Here is a 21,788-nt window from a genome sequence, read left to right on the forward strand (position 1 = left end):
TGAACTGCTTGCCAGAAGTGCCAAAACCATCTGATTTCAACGCCATAGGAGAACAACCATGATCGCCACGCTCGCCGAGGGTGTCTTCGCCGATCAGTCCACCCACGACATCGCACTCGTCGGTGAGGTGGACGTCTTCACCGGGCTGCACCGCCACGTCACAGATGCCTGCGGACGCGGCGCGCGGCTGATCCTGCTCGACGTGACGGAGTTGACGACGATAACGCCGTCGGGTGTCGCCGATGTGCTGCAAGCGATCCGCGCAGCACGCAGCAGTGGGGGAGACCTGCGCGCCTACGGGTACTCACCCGCACTGGCCGATGCACTCACCGCGCTCGACCTGGACAAGGTGTTGACCATCCACGTCGACCGGCAGCGAGCGATCACGCGCGCGGCGACCCGTCGAGCACCGGTCAGACGCCGGGTACTGCGGCAAGTCCTGATCGGAAGGCATTCGCGCTCTCGGGGTTCGAGTTGAATCGCCAATCGCGTTCCTTGTTGGCCTGGAACCAGACGAATCCCTCGACCTCCGGGGAATGGGATGCCAGGGAGATGAATTGAGTGACCCAGTCCGCCTTGCGATTCGGGTCGGGATCGTCGGCCGACCCCACCTCCGCGATCAGGATCGGCTTGGTGTCGTCGAGTGCCCGCAGCCGTCGGAGGCTGTCGGCGAAGATGTAGTCGGGCGACGCCCAGCCGTGCGTTCCGTCGTCTCCCCAGTTGTATCCGTCGATCCCGAACCGGTCAACGTATTCCGAACCGGGATAAGCGGATTCGAAGCCAGCGATCCCGGGGACGGCCGCCATCGGCGTCCAGACGAACGAGGCATTCTGTGCGCCGGCGGATTTGACGGTCCGATAGACGTGCTGCCATGCCGCCCGGTAGTCCTCGGCGGAATTGCCGTTGACGTCGATGCCCCAGGGATACCACGTGCCGTTCATCTCGTGCGCGAACCGGATCAGGACCGGATGGCCCCAGCTGCCCAGGTCCCGTCCCCATCGTCGAAGATCGTCATCGAATGTGCCGGAGGAGATCTCAGACAGCCGGTAGTCGGGTTGGTCGGCTCCGGCTGCGGGTTCCCAGGGCTCGATGGTCACCACCGGGGTCGCGCCGGAGGCGCTGATCCGCTGCAGGTCATTGCGGGGCACTGGATCTTTCAGCGCCACGAACGTCAGGATCAGGTCGAGCGACCGGTCGGCGAGGGTCGCCACCCCGACCACACCCGCGTCCGAGGCGACATCGGTCCCGTTGAGATCCGGGAGGTAGGCGCCCCACTGCAGCGGATGCTGAGCGTTCTCGTCCGTCGACGACCCGCATGCGGCGAGCGCCACGACCGCGGCGAGCGCCACGGCGACCATGGACGTCGTCCGTCGCTGCGGCGTCAGCTGGTGAATCGTCATCGCATCTCGTTTCGTCCGGTCCGCCCTGTGGAGAGAGTGTGACATGCCCAGTCCCCTGATCGAAAGTCCAACTGTGCGAGAGCAAGTGACCGACGGGTTCGCCGCGAGGTGGTCGCGGCGGCGGCGGAAGCGGCCATCGGTGCTGGTACCGGTGATCGCGATGCTGGTCGGCGTCGGCACCGCCGGCGCACTCTTCCACCACTACCTGCCGGCGCCGACGCCCGCGTGTGCGGTCGTCGACGCGTCGCGGGTGGTACCCCGCGACGGAGTGTTGTTCGGGGTGAACCTGGATTGGCATGCCGAGTCCCTGGGTCAGTATCGATCGGCGTTGGGGCACGCTCCCGCTGTGGCCGTTCAGTTCTCGGACATCCCATATGACAATGCGACCTGGGCGCATACCGTTGCTGCGGCAGACCAGGTGAAGGCCGACGCCGGGATCATGGTGCTGACTCTGGAGGCACACGCCGGGCTCGACTCCATCGACGACGGTGTGATCGGGCGACTCGGCGACGATCTGCGGCGCATCAACGAGGCCGGGGTGCCCGTCATCGTTCGGTTCGCCCATGAGATGAACGGCACCTGGTACTCCTGGGGTCAGCAGCCGACCAAGTACGTCAACACGTTTCGGCGCGTCGCCGCGATGGTCCATGCGAAGGCCCCTGGGACGGCGATGATGTGGGCTCCCAACTACGGCGGCGGCTACCCGTTCCTCGGCGGGAAGTACGCGGCACGCCGTAGCGCACCGGATTTCACGGTCCTCGACACCGACCACGACGGGCGGCTCACCGCGCGCGACGACCCCTACTCTCCGTACTATCCGGGTGACGACGCCGTGGATTGGGTGGGTGTCTCCTTGTACCACTGGGGAAACAAGCGACCCTGGGGCGACAACGAGATCACCGAGCCCGGCAAGTTCACCCAGATGCTCGACGGCACCTACTCCGGCACGGCCGGCGACGATCGTGCGGTCCCGAACTTCTACCAGGTGTACGGCGTCGAGCATCGGCACCCGGTCGCGATCGTGGAGACCGCCGCCATCTACACCCCCGCCCGAGCGGCCGCCGGCGCATCCGAGCGCGCGGTGAAGAGCACGTGGTGGAAGCAGGTGTTCGCCGCCGACATCCCGACCCGATACCCGATGCTGAAGATGGTCAACTGGTTCGAATGGCGCAAGTACGAGGTGGAGATCAAGGACGTCGTCGACTGGCGATCAGCCGGGTCGCCGGTCACCCATGACGAGTTCGTCCACGCGTTGCCGAGCTGGTTGCGCTACGCGGACGCCGTCACCCCATGCTGACCGGGCCGGCCGACGGTTCGCCAACCGGATGTCGCTACATCCTCCAACCGCACAGTCGGGCAACGAGTTGATACCGGGGGGAGGAACGTGGTGGGCCGCCGGCAACCCAAGGTGGTGTGACGCCGCAATCGGCGACGTCACGGGATGATGCCGGCGATCTTCTCCAACTCGTCGAGCGCGGTGTCCAGGTGGGTGAGGAGGCGCTGCAGGCTGGGTAGTTCCTTGCGGGCGCCGATGAGTCCGAAGTTGATGTGCTGGGCGGTACTCGTCACGGTGATGTTGAGCGCGAGTCCCTCCATCGGGATGGACACCGGGTAGACGCCGTCGAGCCGGGCGCCGTTCCAATAGAGTTCCTCGCGCGGCCCGGGCACATTGCTGATGATGATGTTGAACTGCGGCGGCAGATACTGGACCACGCCGGGGATGGTGGCGAACGCGAGCGGAGCGAAGTTCGCCGCGCCCAGTGCGAGGGCCGCAAGCGGGCGCAGGCCGCGAACCACCTCCTTGCTCTTGCGGGTGGAGGCGATCAGCGTCTCGACGCGGCGCTGCGGATCGGGCTGGTCGGTGGCCAGGTTGACCATGATGGCGGTGACCTTGTTGCCATCGGTCGAGTCGTCGGTGTGCATCGACACCGGCACGGCCGCGATGAGTGGCTGGTCGGGCAGCGCGTCGTGGTCGATGAGGTAGGAGCGCAGGGCGCCGGAACTCATCGCGACGATGACGTCGTTCAGAGTGATGTCGAGTTCCTTGGCAACCGCCCGCAACCGACTGATCGGCCACTGCTGAGCGGCGAAGCGGCGGGCGCTGCCGATGGCGACGTCGAGGATCGTTCGCGGAGCGACCGAACCGGGAGCCACGAAGTTGGGATCGGTGATGCCGCTCAACGCGATTCTGGCGGCGGCCGGCGCGATGCCCGCGACCTGTGCGGCGGTGTCGGCGATACCGGCGATGCGCGAGCGGAGGCCGGTGCCGCCGGCCGATTCGGGACGGGAGCGTCGGCGGCCCGTCGCCGGATCCCAGGGTGCGATCCCGGTCCGTGCATCGGGATCGGGGGTCAGGGTCCGTTCGAGAAGCCGCTGCGCCGACACCCCGTCGAGCAGAGAGTGATGGAACTTGGTGTACACCGCGATCCGGCCGTCGGTGAGTCCCTCGATGATGTGCAGTTCCCACATCGGCCGGAATCGGTCGAGCAGCGCGCCGTGGTTGAGGGACACGTACCGCAGGAGCTCCCGGACGCGGCCCGGCCGGGGCAGCACGGCTCGGCGCACGTGGTAGTCGAAATCGATCTCGTCGTCGAAGGACCAGGCGACGTTTCCGAGGATGGTGACCGGCGACGCGGGGCGCTTCCGGAACAGCGGTCGCACCTCCGTGCAGTTCTGGAAGGCCGCGAACATCTCCTCGGCCAGGTCGGTCGCGGACTGGCCATCTCTGGGCACGAACAGTTGCAGGCCGCCGACGTGCATCGGCTGCTCGCGCGTCTCGGCGATGAGGAACATGGACTCGGTGATCGGCATGTAGGGCAAGGAGACGACCTCCGGTACGGGGTGACGCGTGAGCGGATCGCACGGCGTCCACCCAGTATTGTCCTGCCGGTGGGCGCCGTCGACCGATTGGGAAACTCGTCACGGTTCGTGCTCGCCGTGCTGGTGGCCGTCGAGCTGGTCATCACCGTCGCCGCGACGTGGACGTACTGGTCGTCGTTCGGTCGCACCCTGGCCGACGATGAGGTTCCGGCGGGTTCCACGGCCGTCGTCCTGGGCTCCCTGGTCGAGGACGGCGCGCCCGGCGACTACGTCCGCGGCCGCCTGGACACCGCCCTCGAGCTGTACCGCAGCGGCCGCGTGGCGCGAATCATCAATTCGGGCAACGGGTCCGCAGCGGCGGGCGACGAGCCGGCGGTGATGCGCAGATACCTGGAGGAGCGGGGAGTGGCGGCGGATGCGATCACCGACGACCCGCTCGGGATGGACACCGAGGCCAGCTGTCGTCGTGCGCATGATGTGTTCGGCCTCGATCGGGCGGTGCTCATCACCCAGGACTTCCATGTGTCCCGTGCGATCGCGCTGTGCCGAAGCGACGGCATCGATGCAACCGGTGTTGCGGCCCGGTGCGACTGCCCGACATGGACATTGGTACGCAATCATCTCCGCGAGCTGCTGCTCGCGCAGCCGCGCGCCCTAGTGGGCCTGCTGGGCTCGCACTGACGCCGTCGGCAGCACCGGACGCCGGACGGGCAGCCGCGGTCGGCCGGTGAGGTAAAGCGAACCGGGCAGTCGGCGCAGGATCTCCACGAGCAGCAACGACCCGGCGATGGTGGCGATGTAGGTGACGATCGTGCCCCAGGGCTGTCCGAGCGTTTCGAGGATCCACGGATGGCCGGCGGACTGCGGCTTGAGCACGAAGTAGAGCACCAGTACGTGCGCGAGAAACACGCCGAACGAACGGTTCGAGGCGAACGAGACGATCCGCGCGAACCGGGGTGTGAACTCCCGCCAGTGCGTCCCCCAATGCGCGGCCGCCGCGTACAGGCAGGTGATCGCCACGATGATGAACGGGATCAGGCTCGGATGGAAGGCGCCGTCGTTGTCGTGGACGGGTTTGCCGCCGAACCAGACACCGCCCAGATACACGCCCACGGCCAGCGTCGCGGTGGCGATCAGGGCCCCGAACAGCCACCAACCCTTGCCCGCGAGCCAGTCGGCGATCGCTGTGCGATGCACGGCGGCGACCGCGCCGTAGAGGATGAAGAACTGGTAGGGGACGAACGTCGCGTAGTGGTGCCACCAATACGGCGCGAGCGATGCGGGCGGTTGCCAGTAGGTGATGACCATCGTGATCGCGACCTGGACGGCCAGGCTCGCCGCCAGCAGTGCACCGTGGTGGCGGGCCGTCGCGCGGACGAGCCAGAGGATGAGTGGGAAGAGCAGGTAGACCTGCAGCATCACGAACAAGAAGTACATCTGGAACCCGGACAGCCCCCACCCGGCCAGACGCGCGAACTCACCGACGCTGCCCAACGGATCGGACAGCACGTCCCCGACGCGGCCGCGGGCCCACACCTGCTGGACCAACCAGTAGATCGCGGACCAGATGAGGTACGGGAAGATCACGAGATTGATCCGGCGGCGCCAGAACGCCGTCGTGCTGAAGTCGCTCTTCTCGAAGTTCTGATACATCAGCACGAACCCGGTCAGGGCGAAGAACGTGTTGCGCGTGAAGTGAAACAGCAGAGACGTGGTGTTGACGCCCAGATTGTTGAACTCGTCAGTCGTCTGGGTCAGGCAGTGCACGAAGATGACCAGCGAGAACGTCGTCACCCGGATGAGGTCGAGGTGATGCAGGTAGGCACGTTTACCGGTGCGGGCAGTGGCGTCGGCCGAACCGGTGGCCGAGCTGCCGCGACCGTTCTGTTGCTCCAGGTACGTCGTCATGCGTGTACTTACGCCCCAATGTTCCTTCTGCGCGCCCCGACCTCCCGGCCCGGGTGGTCACCTCGGGCGAGAGTGTTTCGCTACACGAATTCCTCGGCGCTCAAATTAACAGTCCTACCTTGGGAGTAACTGAGTCGTCCACGTCAAAGCGGCCGAGAGGGCCGTTTCAGCACGCGGATGTGACCGATTTCACCACCAACGCAGCGACGTCGCCAGATCGGCCTCGACGGCCGGGATGAGGCTGCGCACGAAGGTCGCGGACAGGTGGTGGTAGTCGTGCCAGACCAGGATGTTCCCGACCACGGCCGGGCAATAGGTCGGATCGCACATGGCGTCGGTGTAGTCGAGGAAGTTCATGTTGGGGAACTCCGGCGCGATCGCGGTTGCCGGATCGGCGGGCGCCAGGGCCACCTCGCGGGACACCCCGCAGACGTCCGGCTTGCGACCCTCGGCAAGGCACTCGGGAGGTTTCAGCTTGCCGTGCGCCCACGGGTTGTCGCGGACGGCGACCACTCGCTGACCACGGTCCCGGAACTGGGCGAAGATGTCCTTGTAGTCCTGTGGGACGAAGTCTCCGCGGGACCCCTTCCCCTCGACCGGTCGGGTGGAGTTGGTGAACACCACGTCGGGTTTGTCCACGGCGAGCCGGTCCATGACGCGCTTGGACCAGTCGTTGCACTGGTAGTACTTCTGCCCGAACCAGATGAACACGTGACTGGTGGTCAGTGCGCACCCCACCTTGAGATAGGTCGTGACCTTGAATCCGTGGCGTTTGCCGATGTCGTCGAGCGCGGTGATCCAGTACTCCGCGTGGGAGCCGCCCACCAGTGCCACGGTGCGCGTGGCGTTCGGGTCGCCGTAGACACCGACCTTGATCGACGGGTCCTTCCACCCACTGATCATCGAGTCGTACGACGTGATCGGCCAATCCTTGTCGACGACCTCCGGGCTCGGTTGCGGCTCGACCTTCGGGACCGCCGCACCGTCGAGGAACGCGCGGGCACCGGGGTAGAGGCGCGGATCCAGGTTGGCGGTGTTGACCGTCGCGTTGGCCGCATTGCGCTGCCAGATCACCGCGGTGCTCCCGAACACGATCGTCGAGATCAGGATGAGCGCGAGCAACGTGCGAGAGTACCGTCGGCTCACGGCGGAGCCGCGGCCGCCGCGGAGCGGATTCTCGATGAAACGGGTGGTCGCCCACGCCAGCACGCCGGACACCACGAGAATGGCGGTGCCCTCGAACCAGTTGACGTCGTCCTCGTACCGCCAGGCCATGTAGAAGACGAGCAGCGGCCAGTGCCACAGGTAGAGCGCGTAGGCGATCGATCCGAGCCAGACGAGCCGCCGATGGGCGAGCCAGCGGCTCACCTCGGCTGGGCCGCCACCGGGAACGTCGGAGACCGCGGCGGACCCGATCCAGATCAGCAGGAGCGTTGCCCCGACCGGCACGAGGGCCATCGCCCCCGGATACTGCTGGACCCCGGAGATCCACCAGCCGCACGTGATGATGAGCGCCAGTGCCGCGACGCCGAGTGCGTTGCGCATCCATGGCCGCAGGGCCAGGCGCGGCATCCACACCGCCAGCAGGCCGCCGGCCAGCGGCTCCCACAGGCGCGCGATCGTGTCGTAGTAGTTGAAGGGTTGGTTGATCCCGTGCCGGTGGTTCGCCCACGCGAACGACACCAGTGCGACGGCGAGGAGTGCGACGCCGACGACGCTGCGGATCACCGCCGGGTTGGTGAGAACCGCGAACCGGCGCGACAGGGCACGCAACACCCCGCCCAAAGCCAGTGCGCACACCAGGGTCAGCAGGAAGAACTGCCCCTGCATCGACATCGACCACAGATGCTGCATCGGGCTGATGGCCGAATCCGCGGAGGCGTAGTCCTGCGAGTCGAACGCCAGGTGCCAGTTCTGGTAGTACAGCGCGCTCGCCTGGATCTCCGAGCCGAGCGGGCCCCACCGCGTCTTCGGCATCACCAGGGCGATCATCACGGTGATGAAGGCCAGCACCACCAGCAGCGCGGGCAGCAACCGCCGGACCAGGCGCCACAGCCGCGGCCACGGGTTGACCGCCGCATCCCACGACACCGACGACGGCTGTGTCGCCACGACATGTTTGAGCAGGGATGCGACGAAGAAGTAGCCCGACAGGGTGAGGAAGACGTCGACGCCGCCGGACACACGGCCGAACCAGACGTGGAAGACGGCGACGAGGGCGATCGCGATCCCGCGCAGGCCGTCGAGGTCCAACCGATACCCCGAGGTGTTGCCTGTCGCGGCATCCTCATTGGGGGTGGTGGTGGGGGTTACGGCCGTGCTCACACGCAGGGATGGTACTTGGCCCGCGCCTCGTTTCCCGCCACCGAGCGCCGTGCGGCGTCGAGAATCACAGCGGGTGGCCCCGCCGGAGGTGGCCAGGCGACCTCACACGCCCGCGGTCGTGCGCCGGTTGGAGACGGGTGGCGACCGGTCACCGCTGTGGGTCGTGGCGTCTCCGCCGGCGGGTCCACGAGAGGAGTGCGCGATATCGGCGGAGATGTTCGGCGCGCGATCGGGAGAGGCGCCGCGCGGCACCCACCAGCGCGGCCGCGCACAATGCCGTCGCGGCCGCCGCCACGGCCCACCGACTCGCGGAGGAATCGTCGGCGACGGCCAGAGCGATGAGCACGACGCCGGCGGTCAACGCCAGGTACCCGGCCCAGGTGACCGCGGTGATGAACCTCGCCGACCTCGTGCTGCGGCGCAACCGCCCCGCCAGGAGGCGGTATCGCGGATGCGCTCGGCGGCCGGCTCGGGCAGCGGTCATCGGGAATCCTGCCGCGTCGCTGGTCTCAATGCCGCCTCCGAGTGCCCATCTGTGACGAGAGGGTTCCCGAGCACACCTGATTCAAACTCGACTCGGACGTGCCTCCGCTCGCGGCGGCGGGTACGAGTCGGCACGATCTGCTCGTCGGCGTCTGCGCTCTGCGCCGAAACCGTCTGTGACCCAGGAACCCTTCTGGCGACAGAGATGGTCGCGATGCCCCACGCCCAGGCCGGTGTACTCGGGGCCGACAGCTGCACCCGCTGCCGGGGACTGACGTACCGTGCACGTGCACGTTTCGGAGTGTTCACGCGGGGGTAAGCGGGTGGATGAATCGAAACCCCCAACCCGAGGAGACGCAGTGGCCGACAACCGCGGCACCACCGACGAACGGGCGGTGATCGAGGAATTGATGCGCACCGCCGATGCGCCGGTGACGCTGTCCGTGGTTGCCCGAGCCGATCGCCTGCAGATCGTCCGATCCGTCGTGGAACGAACGATGTTCGTCGACGACTGGACGATCGACGACGTCGCCGACGTCACGTTGGGTGTCGATGAGATCTGCTCGGAACTGATCGCGGCCTCCGCGCCCGATCGATTCATCGCTTTCCAGCTGGCGACCGGGTCGGACGGACTCGCCGGCAGCGTGACCGCCATCGTCGATCACGGCGTCGAACTCGACGGCTCTGGCTTCGGGTGGCGAGTCGTGGAGACCGTGACAGACGCTCAATCGGTCGGATACGCAGACGTCGGTGACCACCGCGAGGTCACGGTCGCGTTCGCCAAGCGACGAAAGCCGGGAACAGTGCCGTGATCGTCACCGCTTCCTGAGTAGCGTGCCGAGGGCGGCTCCGGCGTCATCGACGGTGTCGTAGAGAGCCGGTGTCGTCTCCAGTCGGCATACCTCGATCGGGCGGCAGACCGCTCGGCTGCCCACCACCGCCACCGAGACGTGTGCTCTGGCGGCATCGGTGCAGAAGCGGGACAGTTCGGACAGCCCCGAGGCGCTGAGAAAGTTGACCTGCGAGAGATCGAGTACCAGGCATTCGGGACGCTGGGCCAGGACCCGGTCGAGCGCCGCGGCGAAATCGGCGACCGTCTGAAGGTCGATGTCGCCCGAAAAGCGTTGAACGCAAAACGATGTGGTCGCGGTGAGGGCTCGGGCGGAGTGGCGGGCCCCAGCTGACTTGCCGGCCGCCGTCGAGTGGAACGAAATGTCGGTGTTCAGTGTCATATGCGTGCCTCTACTCCGAGAAGGGTCGAGTGCGCAGAGACATGCTGGCGCTGTGGGCGCGGGCTGGTCAGTCTCGGACGCGTGCAGCTGCTGACTGAACCGCCTCTTCCACCGTACGGTGCGCCACCACGGTCTACAAGTGGAGTTCGGCAGAACCGGGTTTGACAGCGCGTTTGCCCGGGTAGTGCCTACTGTCGCGTATATCGGCCGCGCACAGCGGCCGTGAACCCGGAAGCGGGAAGGGAAGGGGACCTGTTGTCGATTCCGCCCGTGCGACGGGGGCCCGCCGGTCCGACGCGAGCCCGCGACGACGAGTACGCGGACGTGGTGGTGCTGTTACGACAGATGCACGCGGAGCCCGACATCGATCGCAGATCGCGGTACCGTGACGATGCCGTCCGACGATGTCTACCGTTGGCCGAACATGTGGCACGGCGATTCCGCGATCGCGGCGAGTCGTTCGACGACCTGCTCCAGGTGGCCCGGCTCGGGGTCGTCAACGCGGTCGACCGGTTCGATGCCGAACGCGGAACCGACTTCCTCGCCTTCGCCGTACCGACCGTGATGGGTGAGGTTCGGCGGCACTTTCGCGACAGCACCTGGTCGATGCGGGTGCCCCGTCGCGCCAAGGAGACGTCGCTACGGATCAACTCGGCGGCCGACGAACTGGTCCAACGACTGGGTCGGTCGCCGCGGCCGTCCGAACTCGCCGAGTACCTCGCGCTGCCGGCCGCCGAGGTCATCGACGGACTGATGGCCCGGTCGGCCTACAACGCGTCGTCCCTCGACGCGGAGACCGATGATGACGACGTGCGCTCACTGCGGGATCGGCTGGGCGAGGACGACGATCGTATCCGTCAGGTGGACGAGTTCGTGACCCTGCGTCCGGCGTTGGAACGCCTTCCCGAACGCGAACGTCGGATCCTGTCGTTGCGATTCTTCCAGGACATGTCGCAGAGTGAGATCTCCAGGGAGATCGGCATCTCGCAGATGCATGTGTCCCGGCTGCTGTCGCGGACGCTCGCGCAACTGCGGGCGGATCTGGGCGCCGATCCCGATGAGCCGCAACTTGATTGATCGGGAGTTCCCAAGCAACGGGTGAGCGCTCAAGCCGATCCCCGCGCCCGGCCGCGGTTCGGGGTCAGTCGAGGAACGAGTAAGCCACACCGGTGAGTTCTTCCGCGGTCTGCCAGAGACGAGCGCCCAAGTCGGGCTCCATGACACGGGGGCTCGGCACGACCGGGACCGGTGGTCCGCTGAATTGCATTGGGCCGGAAGGACCGAAGTACTGACCACCGAGAACGCCGAGATCGGTTGCGGCGCGCAGCGATGGCAAAGCACCCTCGGAGCCTTCCATGATGAAGGTACGGCGAATCCAGTGTAAGGAGCCGGTGGTGAAGAGCCAGTTGAGAACTCGACCCGAATCACGCATCACTCCCGAGTGGGTGGCACCTGGGTGTGCCGCCACGGATATCGGAGTCGTGCGACCGGCTGCCGAAAGCCGCCGCTGTAGTTCGACCGCGAAGACGAGTTGTGCGAACTTCGCCCGCGAGTAGGCGCGCGAAGTGCTGAAGGATCGTGTCATCGTCAGATCGTCGAAGTCGACGGTCCCGGCCCGATGCGCATTGCTCCCGACCGTCACGATCCGCGCCGAGGACGCGGCGAGCAAGGGCTCGAGCAGTAGGCCCGTCAACGCGAAGTGACCGAGGAAACTTGTCCCGAAGTCCATTTCGAATCCGTCGACGGTGAGCTGGCGTCGGCCCGCCATCACGCCGGCGTTGTTGACCAAGACCTCGACCGTCGGGCATTCGGTGGCGATCTCGGCGGCGGCTTTGCGCACCGACGCGAGATCGGACAGGTCGAGCGTGACGATGTCGACCTGTCCGTCGGGCACGGAGGCCATGATGTCGGCTCGCGCCGCCGCGGCCGCGGCCGGATTGCGGCATGCCATGATCACCCGGGCACCCAGCCGGGCCAGATGACGGGTCGTCTCCAGCCCGATGCCGGAATTCGCGCCCGTGACCACCGCGGTCTTTCCGTCCATCCGCGGTGCTTCGCCCGCAGACCACCCACTCTTCGCCATCCCTCGCCCTTCGTGAGACTCGACCCAGAGTGCCACAGGCGGTGAGCGCACCTGCACGATGGAGTGCGGGTCGCGGGTGGGACGGTCAGGCGGTCACCGCACTCAACAGGGCCAGCTTCTCGTGGCTCTCGGTGCCCGGCGTCGCGGTGTAGACGAGCAGGCACTGGATGCCGTCGGGGTCCAGGAGTGTCTGGCAGTAGACCTCGATCAGGCCCAATTCGGGGTGAAGCAGACGCTTGCGGGTGTCGGTCAGGCTGGTGGAGACGTCGTGGTGCCGCCAGAGCTCGGCGAACTCCGTGCTCTCGGCCAAGAGAGCATCCGCGATCTCGGCGGAGTGCGATGTGGGGCCCTCGCGGGTCACCGACGCGCGGAGCCGCGCGGTGTGCGCGCGGGCGTGGTGGTCGTGGTCCTCGGTGGGGAACCGCTGACGGGTGACCGGATCGGTGAACCAGCGATAGGCGATGCTGCGTCGGAGGCCGGTGAAGTGGGTCTCGTCGCCGACGAGCGCCACCGCGGGCGCCGTCTGCAGCAGCGTTTCGCCTGCGCTGTTCACGACCATCGCCGGAGTGTCGGCGAGTCGATCGACGATGCGCATCATCCCCGGCCCGACGTGATCGGAGAGGCCTCGGCGCCCCGGGGCATTGTGACCGGCGAGCCGGAACAGGTGATCGCGTTCGTCGAGCGACAGGTGCAGTCCGCGAGCGAGCGCGGTCAGCATCTGCTCCGACGGCTGCGGTCCACGCTGCTGTTCGAGTCGGCTGTAGTAGTCGGTCGACATCCCCACCAGCATCGCGACCTCCTCGCGACGCAGGCCGCGGGTGCGTCGGCGTGTCCCCGGCGGCAATCCCACGTCGGCGGGCTGCAGCGCCTCACGCCGACTACGCAGGAACTCGGCCAGTCCGGCCCTGTCGATCGCCATCCGTCCACTCTGGCCCATCGCCGTGGAGTGATCCAGGGATCGCCGGTCCTTGGATCACGGCTGCCTTGTTACCGGTCGACGGCAGCGGTGGAGTGGATGGTGCGAGAACGTCCACCGGACTGCCGACCACAGGAGACACCCCATGCGAATCAGCGGAAACACCATCTTCATCCCCGGCGCGACCTCCGGAATCGGACTCGGGCTGGCCCTCCGTCTACACGACGCGGGGAACCGCGTGATCGTCGGCGGGCGTCGCGTCGGCCTTCTCGATCAGATCGCGGCGCAACATCCCGGGATCGAGACGGTTCGCATCGACACGGCCGACGCCGACGACATCGTCCGGGTATCCGCCGACGTCCGGGCGCGGTTTCCCGAGACCAACGTCCTGATCGCGATGGCCGGCATCATGCGAGGCGAGAACCTGCGCGATCCGGGCTTTCTGGAGACCGCGATCGCCGAGGTGGAGACCAACATCCTCGGGCCCCTGCGTCTGGTGGCCGCGTTCACCCAGTTCCTTGCCGCGCAGCCGGACGCGACGATCATGACCGTGTCGTCCGGGCTGGCGTTCACGCCGATGGCCGGAACCCCCACCTACAGTGCGACCAAGGCCGCGATCCACTCCTTCACCGACAGCCTGCGACTGCAGCTGGCGGACACGTGCGTCGATGTGCTCGAACTCGTGCCGCCGGCGGTGCAGACCGACCTCATGCCGGGACAGGCCGACGCAGAGTGGGCCATGCCGCTCGACGCGTTCCTCGATGAGGTGATGCAGCTCCTGCCGACGGCTACCGGCGAGATCCTCGTCGAGCGGGTGAAGCCGTTGCGGTACTCCGAGATCGAGGGCAGCCGCAACGACCTGATGGCCGCCCTCGCCCATCAGGTGGCGTGACGGTGCGGGAGTCGGCCTGCCAAGGCGTCGGCCGCCCGGACGAGCGCCAGGTGTGAGAGTGCCTGCGGGGTGTTGCCCGCCTGGCGCCGGGCGCCGACGTCGTACTCCTCGGAGATCAGGCCGACATCGTTGGCAGTCGCGCACGCGGACTTCATCAGGGCGATCGCATCGTCGCGGCGTCCGCTCATCGCATACTGCGTGACCAGCCAGAAGGTGCATGCCATGAAGGGATGCTCGCCGCCGGCGAGCCCGTCCACGCCGCCGTCGGTGTTGTAGCGCAGCACAAGCCCGCCACGCAGCAGTGTGCGTTCGATCTCCGCGACGGTCGCGAGCATGCGCGGATCATCGGATGCGCAGAACCCGACCTGCGGAAGTAACAGCAACGAGGCGTCGACCTCGGTGGTGCCGTCGTATTGCACGAATCGCCCGGTCGCCGGATCGACACCGTTCTCGTCGATCTCGGCGCGCACCCGGTCCCGCAGTTCGCGCCAGTGGTCGGGTGAGCCGTCCAGGCCGTGCTCCTCGGTTGCCCGCACCCCCCGATCGAAGGCTGCCCAGATCATCGCGCGCGAATGCGTGAACATCTTTGGCGCGCCGCGCATCTCCCAGATCCCGTTGTCGGGTCGCTCGAGATTGGCCTCGACCTGCTCGAGCAGCGCCTTCTGCAGCGACCACGACAGCGGCGTCTCCTCCAGTCCCGCCGCGCGTGCCGAGTCCAGACCCACCAGGACCTCGCCGAGGACGTCGCCCTGATACTGATCGACGGCGCCGTTGCCGATGCGGACCGGTGCGGCGCCCTGGTATCCGGGCAGGTTCGGCAACTCCCGCTCGGGTAGTTCACGTTCGCCGGCGATGCCGTACATGATCTGTGATTGATGGGTGTTGCCTGCGATGGCACGCATCAGCCACATCCGCCAGTGCTCCGCAACGCCGAGAAAGCCATGGCGGACCAGGGCTTCCAGCGTCAGCGACGCGTCGCGCAGCCACACGTAGCGGTAGTCCCAGTTGCGCGCACCGCCGAACTGTTCGGGCAGCGACGTCGTGGCCGCCGCGACGATCCCGCCGGTGTCCATGTGGCTCAGCGCGCGCAGGACGATCAGCGAGCGGACCACCTCGTCCTTGTGCGGGCCGGAATGATCGATACGGCCGGCCCAGGTGCTCCACCAGTCGTGGGTGTGCCGCAGTGCGCGGGTGACGTCGATCGGAGCGGGTTCGGGACGATAGGAGTGATACCAGGACAGCGTCAGATCCATCGTCACGGTCGGCTCGACGGTGAAGAACCCTCGGTGCACGCTGCCGTCGGCGTGGAGTTCGACGCCGCGCACGATGACTGCGTCCGGTCCGGCGATGGCACGTAGACCCGGCCCGGTGTCGTCGCCGACCTGCAGGACCCAGGGCAAGGCGCGGGCGTAATCGAAGCGCAGCCTCAACTCGGTGACGAAGTCGACATACCCGGAGATCCCGACGACGCGGCGCACCAGGTCCACCTCTCCGCCGTCGATCGGCATGAACTCGTGCACTTCGGCGACACCCGTCGAGGTCTCCCACCGGGTGATCAGGATCAGGGTGTCGCCGTCGTAGCGACGGGACTCCCGAGCACCGTCCTCACGCGGTCGCAGCCCCCACCGTCCGTGCTTCTCGGTGCCCAGCAACGCTGCGAAGATCGATGCGGAGTCGTAGCGCGGTGCGCAGAACCAGTCGACGTCGCCGCGTCGTGACACCAGCGCGGCGGTGCGGCAGTCACCGACCATGGCGTAGTCCTCGATGTTGGTGTGCATCCCTCGATTCTCACCATTTCGTCGAGGGATTGTGCCGAGGATCTTCATATATGCCGGCCGGACGGGTTAGCGTCGGGCATGGCGCAGACCACGACTCTGTTCATCCTCGGTGCGATGGGCGACCTCACCTCCCGGTTGCTGCTCCCGGCGCTCGAGCAACTCCTCTCGCTGGAACCGGACCGTGACGTGCGGCTTGTCGGCGTCGGCCGACGCGAGGTCTCCGACGACGACTGGCGCCATCGGGTGCGCGAAGCGTTCGGTGACACATCCTCGGACACCGCCCGCAACGTCGCCGACACCACGGTGTTCGTGCAGGCCGACGTCACCACCGCAGACGGAATCCGTACGGTCCTCGGCCAGGCGCACGGCCGTTCGGTCCTGTACTTCGCGGTGCCGCCCGCGGTGGCGCAGTCGGCGTGTGACGCGATGGCCGGGGTGGATCTCCCCGACGGTCTCATGCTGGCGTTGGAGAAGCCGTTCGGAACCGACGAGGCCAGCGCGCGTGCCTTCAACGAGACGCTCGCGGGTCTACTGCCGGAGAACCAGATCTTCCGGGTCGATCACTTTCTCGGCCAGTCGATCCTGTTGGACCTGTTCGGAGTCCGGTTCGCCAACCGCGTGTTCGAGCCGGTGTGGTCGGCCGAGCACATCGAATCGGTCGTGATCCGGTATGACGAGAGTCTCGGACTCGAGGGTCGCGCCGGCTATTACGACAAGGCGGGCGCCCTCACGGACATGTTGCAGAGCCATTTGCTGGAGCTGCTCTCGGTGGTCGCCATGGATCCGCCGGCGTCGTTGAGCGAGCGGGACCTCCGTGACGCAACCGCCGCGGCATTACGCGCCACCCGGGTGTGGGAGGGCGATCCGGTTCGGTCGTCGCGCCGAGCCCGATACACCTCGGGCGAGGTCGATGGGAGAACCCTGCCGTCCTATGTCGACGAGGACGGGGTCGATCCGTCCAACAACACCGAGACCCTTGCCGAGGCCACCTTCGAAGTGCAGACCGCGCGCTGGCAGGGTGTGCCGTTCACCCTGCGCTCCGGCAAGGCGCTGGACCCGGCACCGCGGGAGATCGCTCTCGCCTTCCGGCCGGTACGTCATCTGCCGGAACAGTTTCGGGGCCAGGCCGCCCCGAACGTGCTCTGTTTCGCGTTCGGTCCCGACACGATGTCGGTACGGCTCAACGTGCACGACGGCACACACCCGTTCGACCTGAAGGCCGCCGATCTGTCCGCCGAGCTCGGCGACGGATCGCTGCGGGCCTACGCCGAGGTCCTGTCCGGGATCCTCGACGGCGACGCAACTCTCGCCGTTCGCGGTGACACCGCTGAACAGTGCTGGCACATCGTCGCCCCGATCATCGATGCGTGGAAGGCAGATCGTGTGCCGCTCGACACCTACCCGGCCGGTTCGCCCGGCCCGGCCAGGTGGCGACCACTGTGAAACGGTAAGGCTCTAAGCAGTTTTCGGCGGACGTCCCCAACTCCTGAGGTGGCGCGTGTCGCCCCCCGCTCCCTGAGGAGCCCGCGAACGGAGTGAGCGTGCGTCCCTCCGCTCCCTGAGGAGCCCGCGAACGGAGTGAGCGTGCGTCCCCCCCGCTCCCTGAGGAGCCCGCGAACGGAGTGAGCGTGCGTCCCTCCGCTCCCTGAGGAGCCCGCGAACGGAGTGAGCGTGCGTCCCCCCGCTCCCTGAGGAGCCCGCGAACGGAGTGAGCGTGCGTCACCCCCGCTCCCTGAGGAGCCCGCGAACGGAGTGAGCGTGCGTCCCCCCGCTCCCTGAGGAGCCCGCGAACGGAGTGAGCGTGCGTCACGAAGGGCCCTTCGTGACGCTCGCAAGCTCGCTCCTCAGGGATCGGGTGGGGCGCTCGCAGGCTCGCTCCTCAGAGACCGGGCGGGCTGTTGTGTGCTTGCGTACGTTGCGGTTTCGCTTCCCCCGCTCGCTGAGTCCGCGAGTTCGCGTGCGTCACCCCCCGCTCCCTGAGCCCTGTCTGTCAGGGTGAGTTGAGACCAGCGCTTCGTAGCAACCCCCCCGTTTGGCAGGGCGAGATCAGGATGAGTATCGATGTCTGTTGTGAGTGTCAGTAGCTCCGATAATGGGGTGATGGACAGTGGTAGTGAGCAGCACACTGGTGGTCAGGGGCCGCGGCGGCGCCGCAGTTTCACCGCCGAGGACAAGTTGAGGTACCTCGCGGCCTATGAGAAGGCGTGTGAGACCGGTGAGGGCGGCGCCTATCTGCGGCGTGAGGGCTTGTATTCGTCGTTTATGAGTGAGTGGCGTCGGTTGCGTGATGGTGGTGTCCTGCACGCCGATGAGGCCGCGGCCGGTCGGGTGCCCCGGTCGGGGTTGAGCGCCGAGCAGGCTGAGATCGCCCGGTTGAAAAAGGAACTGGCTCAGGCCACCAGCAGGTTGGAAACAACCCAAACCGCGCTGGAGATCATGGGAAAAGCACACGCGCTCTTGGAGCAGATCTCCAAGAGCGCGGATTCCGAGGACCCGCGCGGACAGCGTTGATGACGACGTTTACGGCGTTGACCGCGGCCGGAACCCCCCAGCGCACCGCGGCGCTGCTGACCGGGATGTCGCGGGCCACCATGGCACGACGCACCGCCACCGAGATCGCTGAGGCCGAAGGTGACGGTGGTGCCCGGACCCCGGCGACTGGCCGGCGCGCTGCTGCGGCGCGGGTGGAGCCGGCCAACAAGCTCGACCAGAGCGAACGTGTCCAGGTGCTGGCGGTGCTCGCCAGTGACCGGTTCGTGGATTGCGCACCGGCCCAGGTGTACGCCACGTTGCTCGATGAGGACTGCTACCTGTGTTCGATCTCCACGATGTATCGCATCCTGGGCGCCCACGACCAGGTCCGGGAGCGTCGCCGACAGGCCACCCATCGCGCCACCGCGATACCGGAGTTGGTGGCCACCGGCCCCCGCCAGGTCTACACCTGGGACATCACCAAACTCGCCGGCCCGCAGCGGGGGGTGTACTACGAGGCGTACGTGATGATCGACATCTACTCGCGCTACATCGTCGGGGTACACGTGCAGACCCGCGAATCCGGGCCGCTGGCCACCGCCATGATGCGTGAGGTGTTCGGGGTCCACGGCATCCCCGAGGTCGTGCACGCCGATCGGGGGACCTCGATGACCTCGAAGACCGTCACCGAACTGCTCGCCGACCTGTCGGTGACCCGCTCACATTCACGCCCACACGTCTCCAACGACAACCCGTACAGCGAATCCTGGTTCAAGACACTGAAATACGCGCCGGTGTTCCCCACCCGGTTCGGGTCCATCCAACAGGCCCGCGAGTTCATGGCCACCTTCACCGACTGGTACAACCACACCCACCGCCACAGCGGCATCGGCCTGCACACACCCGCCGATGTGCACTACGGCCACGCCGCCACCATCGCCGCCGAACGCACCCGCACTCTCGCCGCGGCCCACCGCGCTCACCCCGAACGCTTCGGACCCAGCGATCCCGCCCCGAAGATCCTCGCACTGCCCGAGGCAGCCTGGATCAACAAACCCCAAGAGGAGCAAAAACCGACAGTCGCCTAACACCCACTGGCCTCAAACCCCTTGACAAGTTCCGGAGGAGCCCGCGAACGGAGTGAGCGAGCGTCACCCCCGCTCCCTGAGGAGCCCGCGAACGGAGTGAGCGTGCGTCACGAAGGGCCCTTCGTGACGCTCGCAAGCTCGCTCCTCAGGGACCGGGCGGGCTGTTGTGTGCTTGCGTACGTTGCGGTTTCGCTTCCACCTGTTCCCTGAGTCCGCGAGTTCGCAGGCGTCACCCCCCGCTCCCTGAGGAGCCCGCGAACGGAGTGAGCGTGCGTCACGAAGGGCCCTTCGTGACGCTCGCAAGCTCGCTCCTCAGGGATCGGGTGGAGCGCTGGCAAGCTCGCTCCTCAGAGACCGGGTGGAGCGCTCGCACGCTCGCTCCTCAGGGATCGGGTGGGGCGCTGGCAGGCTCAGGGACCGGGTGGGGCGCTCGCAAGCTCGCTCCTCAGGGGCCGGGTGGAGCGCTCGCGAACTCGCTCCCATGGGGCCGCGGGTGAGACTGTGACTACAGCAGGTAGACGGCCACCACGGTCGAGATGAGCAGGCCGGCCATGACCGGGACGAAACACTTGCGGGCCAGGGTGAGAACCGGTACCCGGGCGAACCCGGCCACGGCCACCAGGGACGACCATGCCACGAGTGTTCCGCCGCCCGACCAGATGTTGCCCATCTGGCCGATCGCGGCCAGGGTTGCCGGGTCCATGTCGACGCCCGGAGCGAGCGCACCCGCCAACGCGCCGGTCAGCGGCAGCCCGGAGAACCCGGAACCATCCAGACCCGCAACGATTCCCACGAGGAGGATGCCGAGGCCGGTGAAGATCGGGACGTGGGGCAGATGCGATTGCGCGGAGCTCACCAGATCGAACAGGAACGCCGGGCCGGTCACGTCCCCGGGCAGGCCGAGGATCTGACCGGAGAAGTCCGAGTTGCCGATCAGGAAGAAGCCGGCGATCGGCAGAACGATGCCCATCGCCTTGAACGCGAAGACCAGACCGTCGACGAGGTGTTCGGCGGTGGTCTCGAGGAACTTCGTCGGCTCGTGCGCGGCGCACACCGCGAACAGGAGCAGCGCTGCGATGCCGCCGACCATGGCGGCTGCGTCGCCACCTTCCAGAGCAGGCACCACGCCGGTCTTGCCGAGGATGAGATAGACGATGAATCCCGCGTAAACGAGCGGGACCAGGACGGCGAAGATCTTGGCGGTCCGCGACGCGTCCGGTGCCGAGCCCGGCGACGACGGGTCCTCGGGATCGAGCACCGCGGTGCCGGTCGATCCGGTCGACCCCGAGGCGGGTACGTCCCCGCCCGCACCGGCTGCCACCGCCGTCCCCGATCCGCCGCGCTGGGACACCGCAGTGCCGTCGCTCTCGGCCTGCTCACCGTGCAGTTCGGATTCGACGTCGGCCGCGCCACGGTCGGCCTCGGCCTCCCACTCCACCAGCAGTTCTGCCGACGGGGCCCGCCACGTCCGACGCTGCATGACCCACGTGATCACCATGGCCACCGCGCCGACGATGAGCGACAGCACAAGCGACTTGTCGGCGACACTGTCCACATCCGCGCCGGCTGCGGTCGCGGAGATCCCTGGGGCCACCTTCATCACGTAGTCCGAGGACAGCGCCATGCCCTGGCCCGCAATGGCGATCACCATGCCGACCGAGATCGGGGACAGCCCCGCCCGGATCGCGACCGGGATCAGCACGGCGCCCACCAGCGGCACCGCCGGCGTCGGCCAGAAGAACAGCGAGATGGTGTAGGTCACGATCGCCAGCACGATGAAGCTCGTTGTCGCGCTCCGCATCACCCGTCGGAACGGGGTGATCATGAGTCGATCCGCCCCCATCTGCCTCAGGCCGCCGAGCATGGCGGTCACCAGGGCGATGATGAGGAAGATGTTGAACAGTTCCTTGGCCGCGACGAGGCTGGCGTTGAAGATCGATGCGATGGCCGTGACGATGCTGTCGCTGAAGGCGAATGCGGTCAGAAAGGTCGCGATCACGGCCGGCACCACGATGTTCTTGCGCATCACCATCGTCGCGATGATGACGAGGATGCCGGCCAGGTAAACCCAATGGGCGGCGGTGAGATTGATGGACTGCACGGTGATTCCTTAGCGGGTGGGTGAACGGAAAGGGCTGTGCTGGTGAAACCATTCACCCGCCGTCACCGGGGGTCAACCGATACGATGCACACCTGCGGTGGCTGTTCGCTGTGCACGATGTCACGGATCGACAGTCTCGTGACCTTCTGTGTCGAGCCGGTAAATCATCAGAGACCGCGATGTTTCGTCACACCCCTACGCGCACTCTGCTGCCGTCAAAGACATGGGCAGGTTGTCCAAATTCGGAGCGATTTCATGTGCACTCTGGGGCATCCCGGATATGCCGATCG

18 protein-coding genes are annotated in these 21,788 nt (G+C 67.1%); 8 read left to right on the forward strand and 10 right to left on the reverse strand.

Translation table 11 applies throughout. The features are described 5' to 3' along the window. Positions 1–58: 58 nt before the first annotated feature. A complete protein-coding gene (locus AC4AMJ_RS27960) occupies positions 59–478 on the forward strand; it encodes an STAS domain-containing protein (RefSeq protein ID WP_489897849.1) in 420 nt (139 codons plus the stop codon). On the opposite strand, the gene AC4AMJ_RS27965 is transcribed toward AC4AMJ_RS27960, so the two are convergent. After that, positions 414–1,400, reverse strand: coding sequence for a glycoside hydrolase family 26 protein (locus AC4AMJ_RS27965; protein ID WP_489916199.1), 987 nt, complete (start codon positions 1,398–1,400; stop codon positions 414–416). The two genes, AC4AMJ_RS27960 and AC4AMJ_RS27965, sit on opposite strands and share 65 nt — an antisense overlap. 73 nt (positions 1,401–1,473) lie before the next feature. Between AC4AMJ_RS27965 and AC4AMJ_RS27970 the strand changes: the two genes are divergently transcribed. Next, on the forward strand, positions 1,474–2,697 hold the full coding sequence (locus AC4AMJ_RS27970; protein ID WP_489916201.1) for a glycoside hydrolase family 26 protein: 1,224 nt from the start codon (positions 1,474–1,476) through the stop codon (positions 2,695–2,697). Positions 2,698–2,834: 137 nt separating this feature from the next. Here AC4AMJ_RS27970 and AC4AMJ_RS27975 read toward each other — a convergent pair whose 3' ends face one another. Then, positions 2,835–4,220, reverse strand: a complete 1,386-nt coding sequence (locus AC4AMJ_RS27975) for a WS/DGAT/MGAT family O-acyltransferase (RefSeq protein WP_489897846.1) — start codon at positions 4,218–4,220, stop codon at positions 2,835–2,837. Between the two features lie 63 nt (positions 4,221–4,283). Here AC4AMJ_RS27975 and AC4AMJ_RS27980 point away from each other — a divergent pair, with 63 nt between their 5' ends. Beyond that, on the forward strand, positions 4,284–4,901 hold the full coding sequence (locus AC4AMJ_RS27980) for a SanA/YdcF family protein (protein WP_489918535.1): 618 nt from the start codon (positions 4,284–4,286) through the stop codon (positions 4,899–4,901). Here the strand turns inward: AC4AMJ_RS27980 and AC4AMJ_RS27985 are convergent. From AC4AMJ_RS27985 to AC4AMJ_RS27995, 3 genes are all read right to left on the reverse strand, one after another. Beyond that, positions 4,875–6,128 (reverse strand): acyltransferase, encoded by a 1,254-nt coding sequence (locus tag AC4AMJ_RS27985; RefSeq protein WP_489916203.1) that lies wholly within the window; start codon positions 6,126–6,128, stop codon positions 4,875–4,877. The genes AC4AMJ_RS27980 and AC4AMJ_RS27985 overlap by 27 nt on opposite strands. Before the next feature lie 189 nt (positions 6,129–6,317). Continuing rightward, positions 6,318–8,453, reverse strand: a complete 2,136-nt coding sequence (locus AC4AMJ_RS27990; protein ID WP_489916205.1) for an acyltransferase family protein — start codon at positions 8,451–8,453, stop codon at positions 6,318–6,320. Between the two features lie 148 nt (positions 8,454–8,601). Further along, complete coding sequence (locus AC4AMJ_RS27995) at positions 8,602–8,937, reverse strand: hypothetical protein (RefSeq protein WP_489897842.1); 336 nt, start codon at positions 8,935–8,937, stop codon at positions 8,602–8,604. A gap of 358 nt (positions 8,938–9,295) precedes the next feature. On the opposite strand from AC4AMJ_RS27995, the gene AC4AMJ_RS28000 reads away from it, so the two are divergent. Next, the gene (locus AC4AMJ_RS28000; RefSeq protein WP_489897841.1) at positions 9,296–9,748 is read left to right on the forward strand and encodes an anti-sigma factor; all 453 of its coding nucleotides are present in this window, start codon (positions 9,296–9,298) and stop codon (positions 9,746–9,748) included. 3 nt (positions 9,749–9,751) lie between these two features. Here AC4AMJ_RS28000 and AC4AMJ_RS28005 read toward each other — a convergent pair whose 3' ends face one another. Continuing rightward, a complete protein-coding gene (locus AC4AMJ_RS28005; protein ID WP_489916207.1) occupies positions 9,752–10,168 on the reverse strand; it encodes an STAS domain-containing protein in 417 nt (138 codons plus the stop codon). Between the two features lie 345 nt (positions 10,169–10,513). Here AC4AMJ_RS28005 and AC4AMJ_RS28010 point away from each other — a divergent pair, with 345 nt between their 5' ends. Next, positions 10,514–11,245, forward strand: coding sequence for a SigB/SigF/SigG family RNA polymerase sigma factor (locus tag AC4AMJ_RS28010; protein ID WP_489918536.1), 732 nt, complete (start codon positions 10,514–10,516; stop codon positions 11,243–11,245). Between the two features lie 64 nt (positions 11,246–11,309). On the opposite strand, the gene AC4AMJ_RS28015 is transcribed toward AC4AMJ_RS28010, so the two are convergent. Together AC4AMJ_RS28015 and AC4AMJ_RS28020 are read right to left on the reverse strand one after the other, a co-directional pair. After that, positions 11,310–12,251 (reverse strand): oxidoreductase, encoded by a 942-nt coding sequence (locus tag AC4AMJ_RS28015; RefSeq protein ID WP_489916209.1) that lies wholly within the window; start codon positions 12,249–12,251, stop codon positions 11,310–11,312. A gap of 85 nt (positions 12,252–12,336) precedes the next feature. Then, positions 12,337–13,170 carry a helix-turn-helix transcriptional regulator gene (locus tag AC4AMJ_RS28020; RefSeq protein WP_489916211.1) on the reverse strand — a complete coding sequence of 278 codons (834 nt, stop codon included), beginning with the start codon at positions 13,168–13,170 and terminating at the stop codon, positions 12,337–12,339. A 142-nt stretch (positions 13,171–13,312) separates the two neighbouring features. Between AC4AMJ_RS28020 and AC4AMJ_RS28025 the strand changes: the two genes are divergently transcribed. After that, positions 13,313–14,059 carry an SDR family oxidoreductase gene (locus AC4AMJ_RS28025; RefSeq protein ID WP_489916213.1) on the forward strand — a complete coding sequence of 249 codons (747 nt, stop codon included), beginning with the start codon at positions 13,313–13,315 and terminating at the stop codon, positions 14,057–14,059. On the opposite strand, the gene AC4AMJ_RS28030 is transcribed toward AC4AMJ_RS28025, so the two are convergent. Continuing rightward, a complete protein-coding gene (locus AC4AMJ_RS28030; protein ID WP_489916215.1) occupies positions 14,047–15,837 on the reverse strand; it encodes a glycoside hydrolase family 15 protein in 1,791 nt (596 codons plus the stop codon). The genes AC4AMJ_RS28025 and AC4AMJ_RS28030 overlap by 13 nt on opposite strands. Positions 15,838–15,915: 78 nt before the next feature. Here AC4AMJ_RS28030 and AC4AMJ_RS28035 point away from each other — a divergent pair, with 78 nt between their 5' ends. Next, positions 15,916–17,280: a glucose-6-phosphate dehydrogenase gene (locus tag AC4AMJ_RS28035; protein ID WP_489916217.1), complete on the forward strand. Its 1,365-nt coding sequence runs from the start codon at positions 15,916–15,918 to the stop codon at positions 17,278–17,280. Between the two features lie 618 nt (positions 17,281–17,898). Continuing rightward, a protein-coding gene (locus AC4AMJ_RS28040; RefSeq protein WP_489916219.1) for an IS3 family transposase occupies positions 17,899–19,397 on the forward strand; the annotation gives its coding sequence in 2 pieces (ribosomal slippage) (positions 17,899–18,283 and positions 18,283–19,397; 1,500 coding nt in all). Positions 19,398–19,902: 505 nt separating this feature from the next. Here AC4AMJ_RS28040 and AC4AMJ_RS28045 read toward each other — a convergent pair. Next, complete coding sequence (locus AC4AMJ_RS28045) at positions 19,903–21,429, reverse strand: hypothetical protein (RefSeq protein WP_489918537.1); 1,527 nt, start codon at positions 21,427–21,429, stop codon at positions 19,903–19,905. Between the last annotated feature and the right edge of the window lie 359 nt (positions 21,430–21,788).

Source organism: Gordonia sp. LMA484, assembly GCF_058129505.1.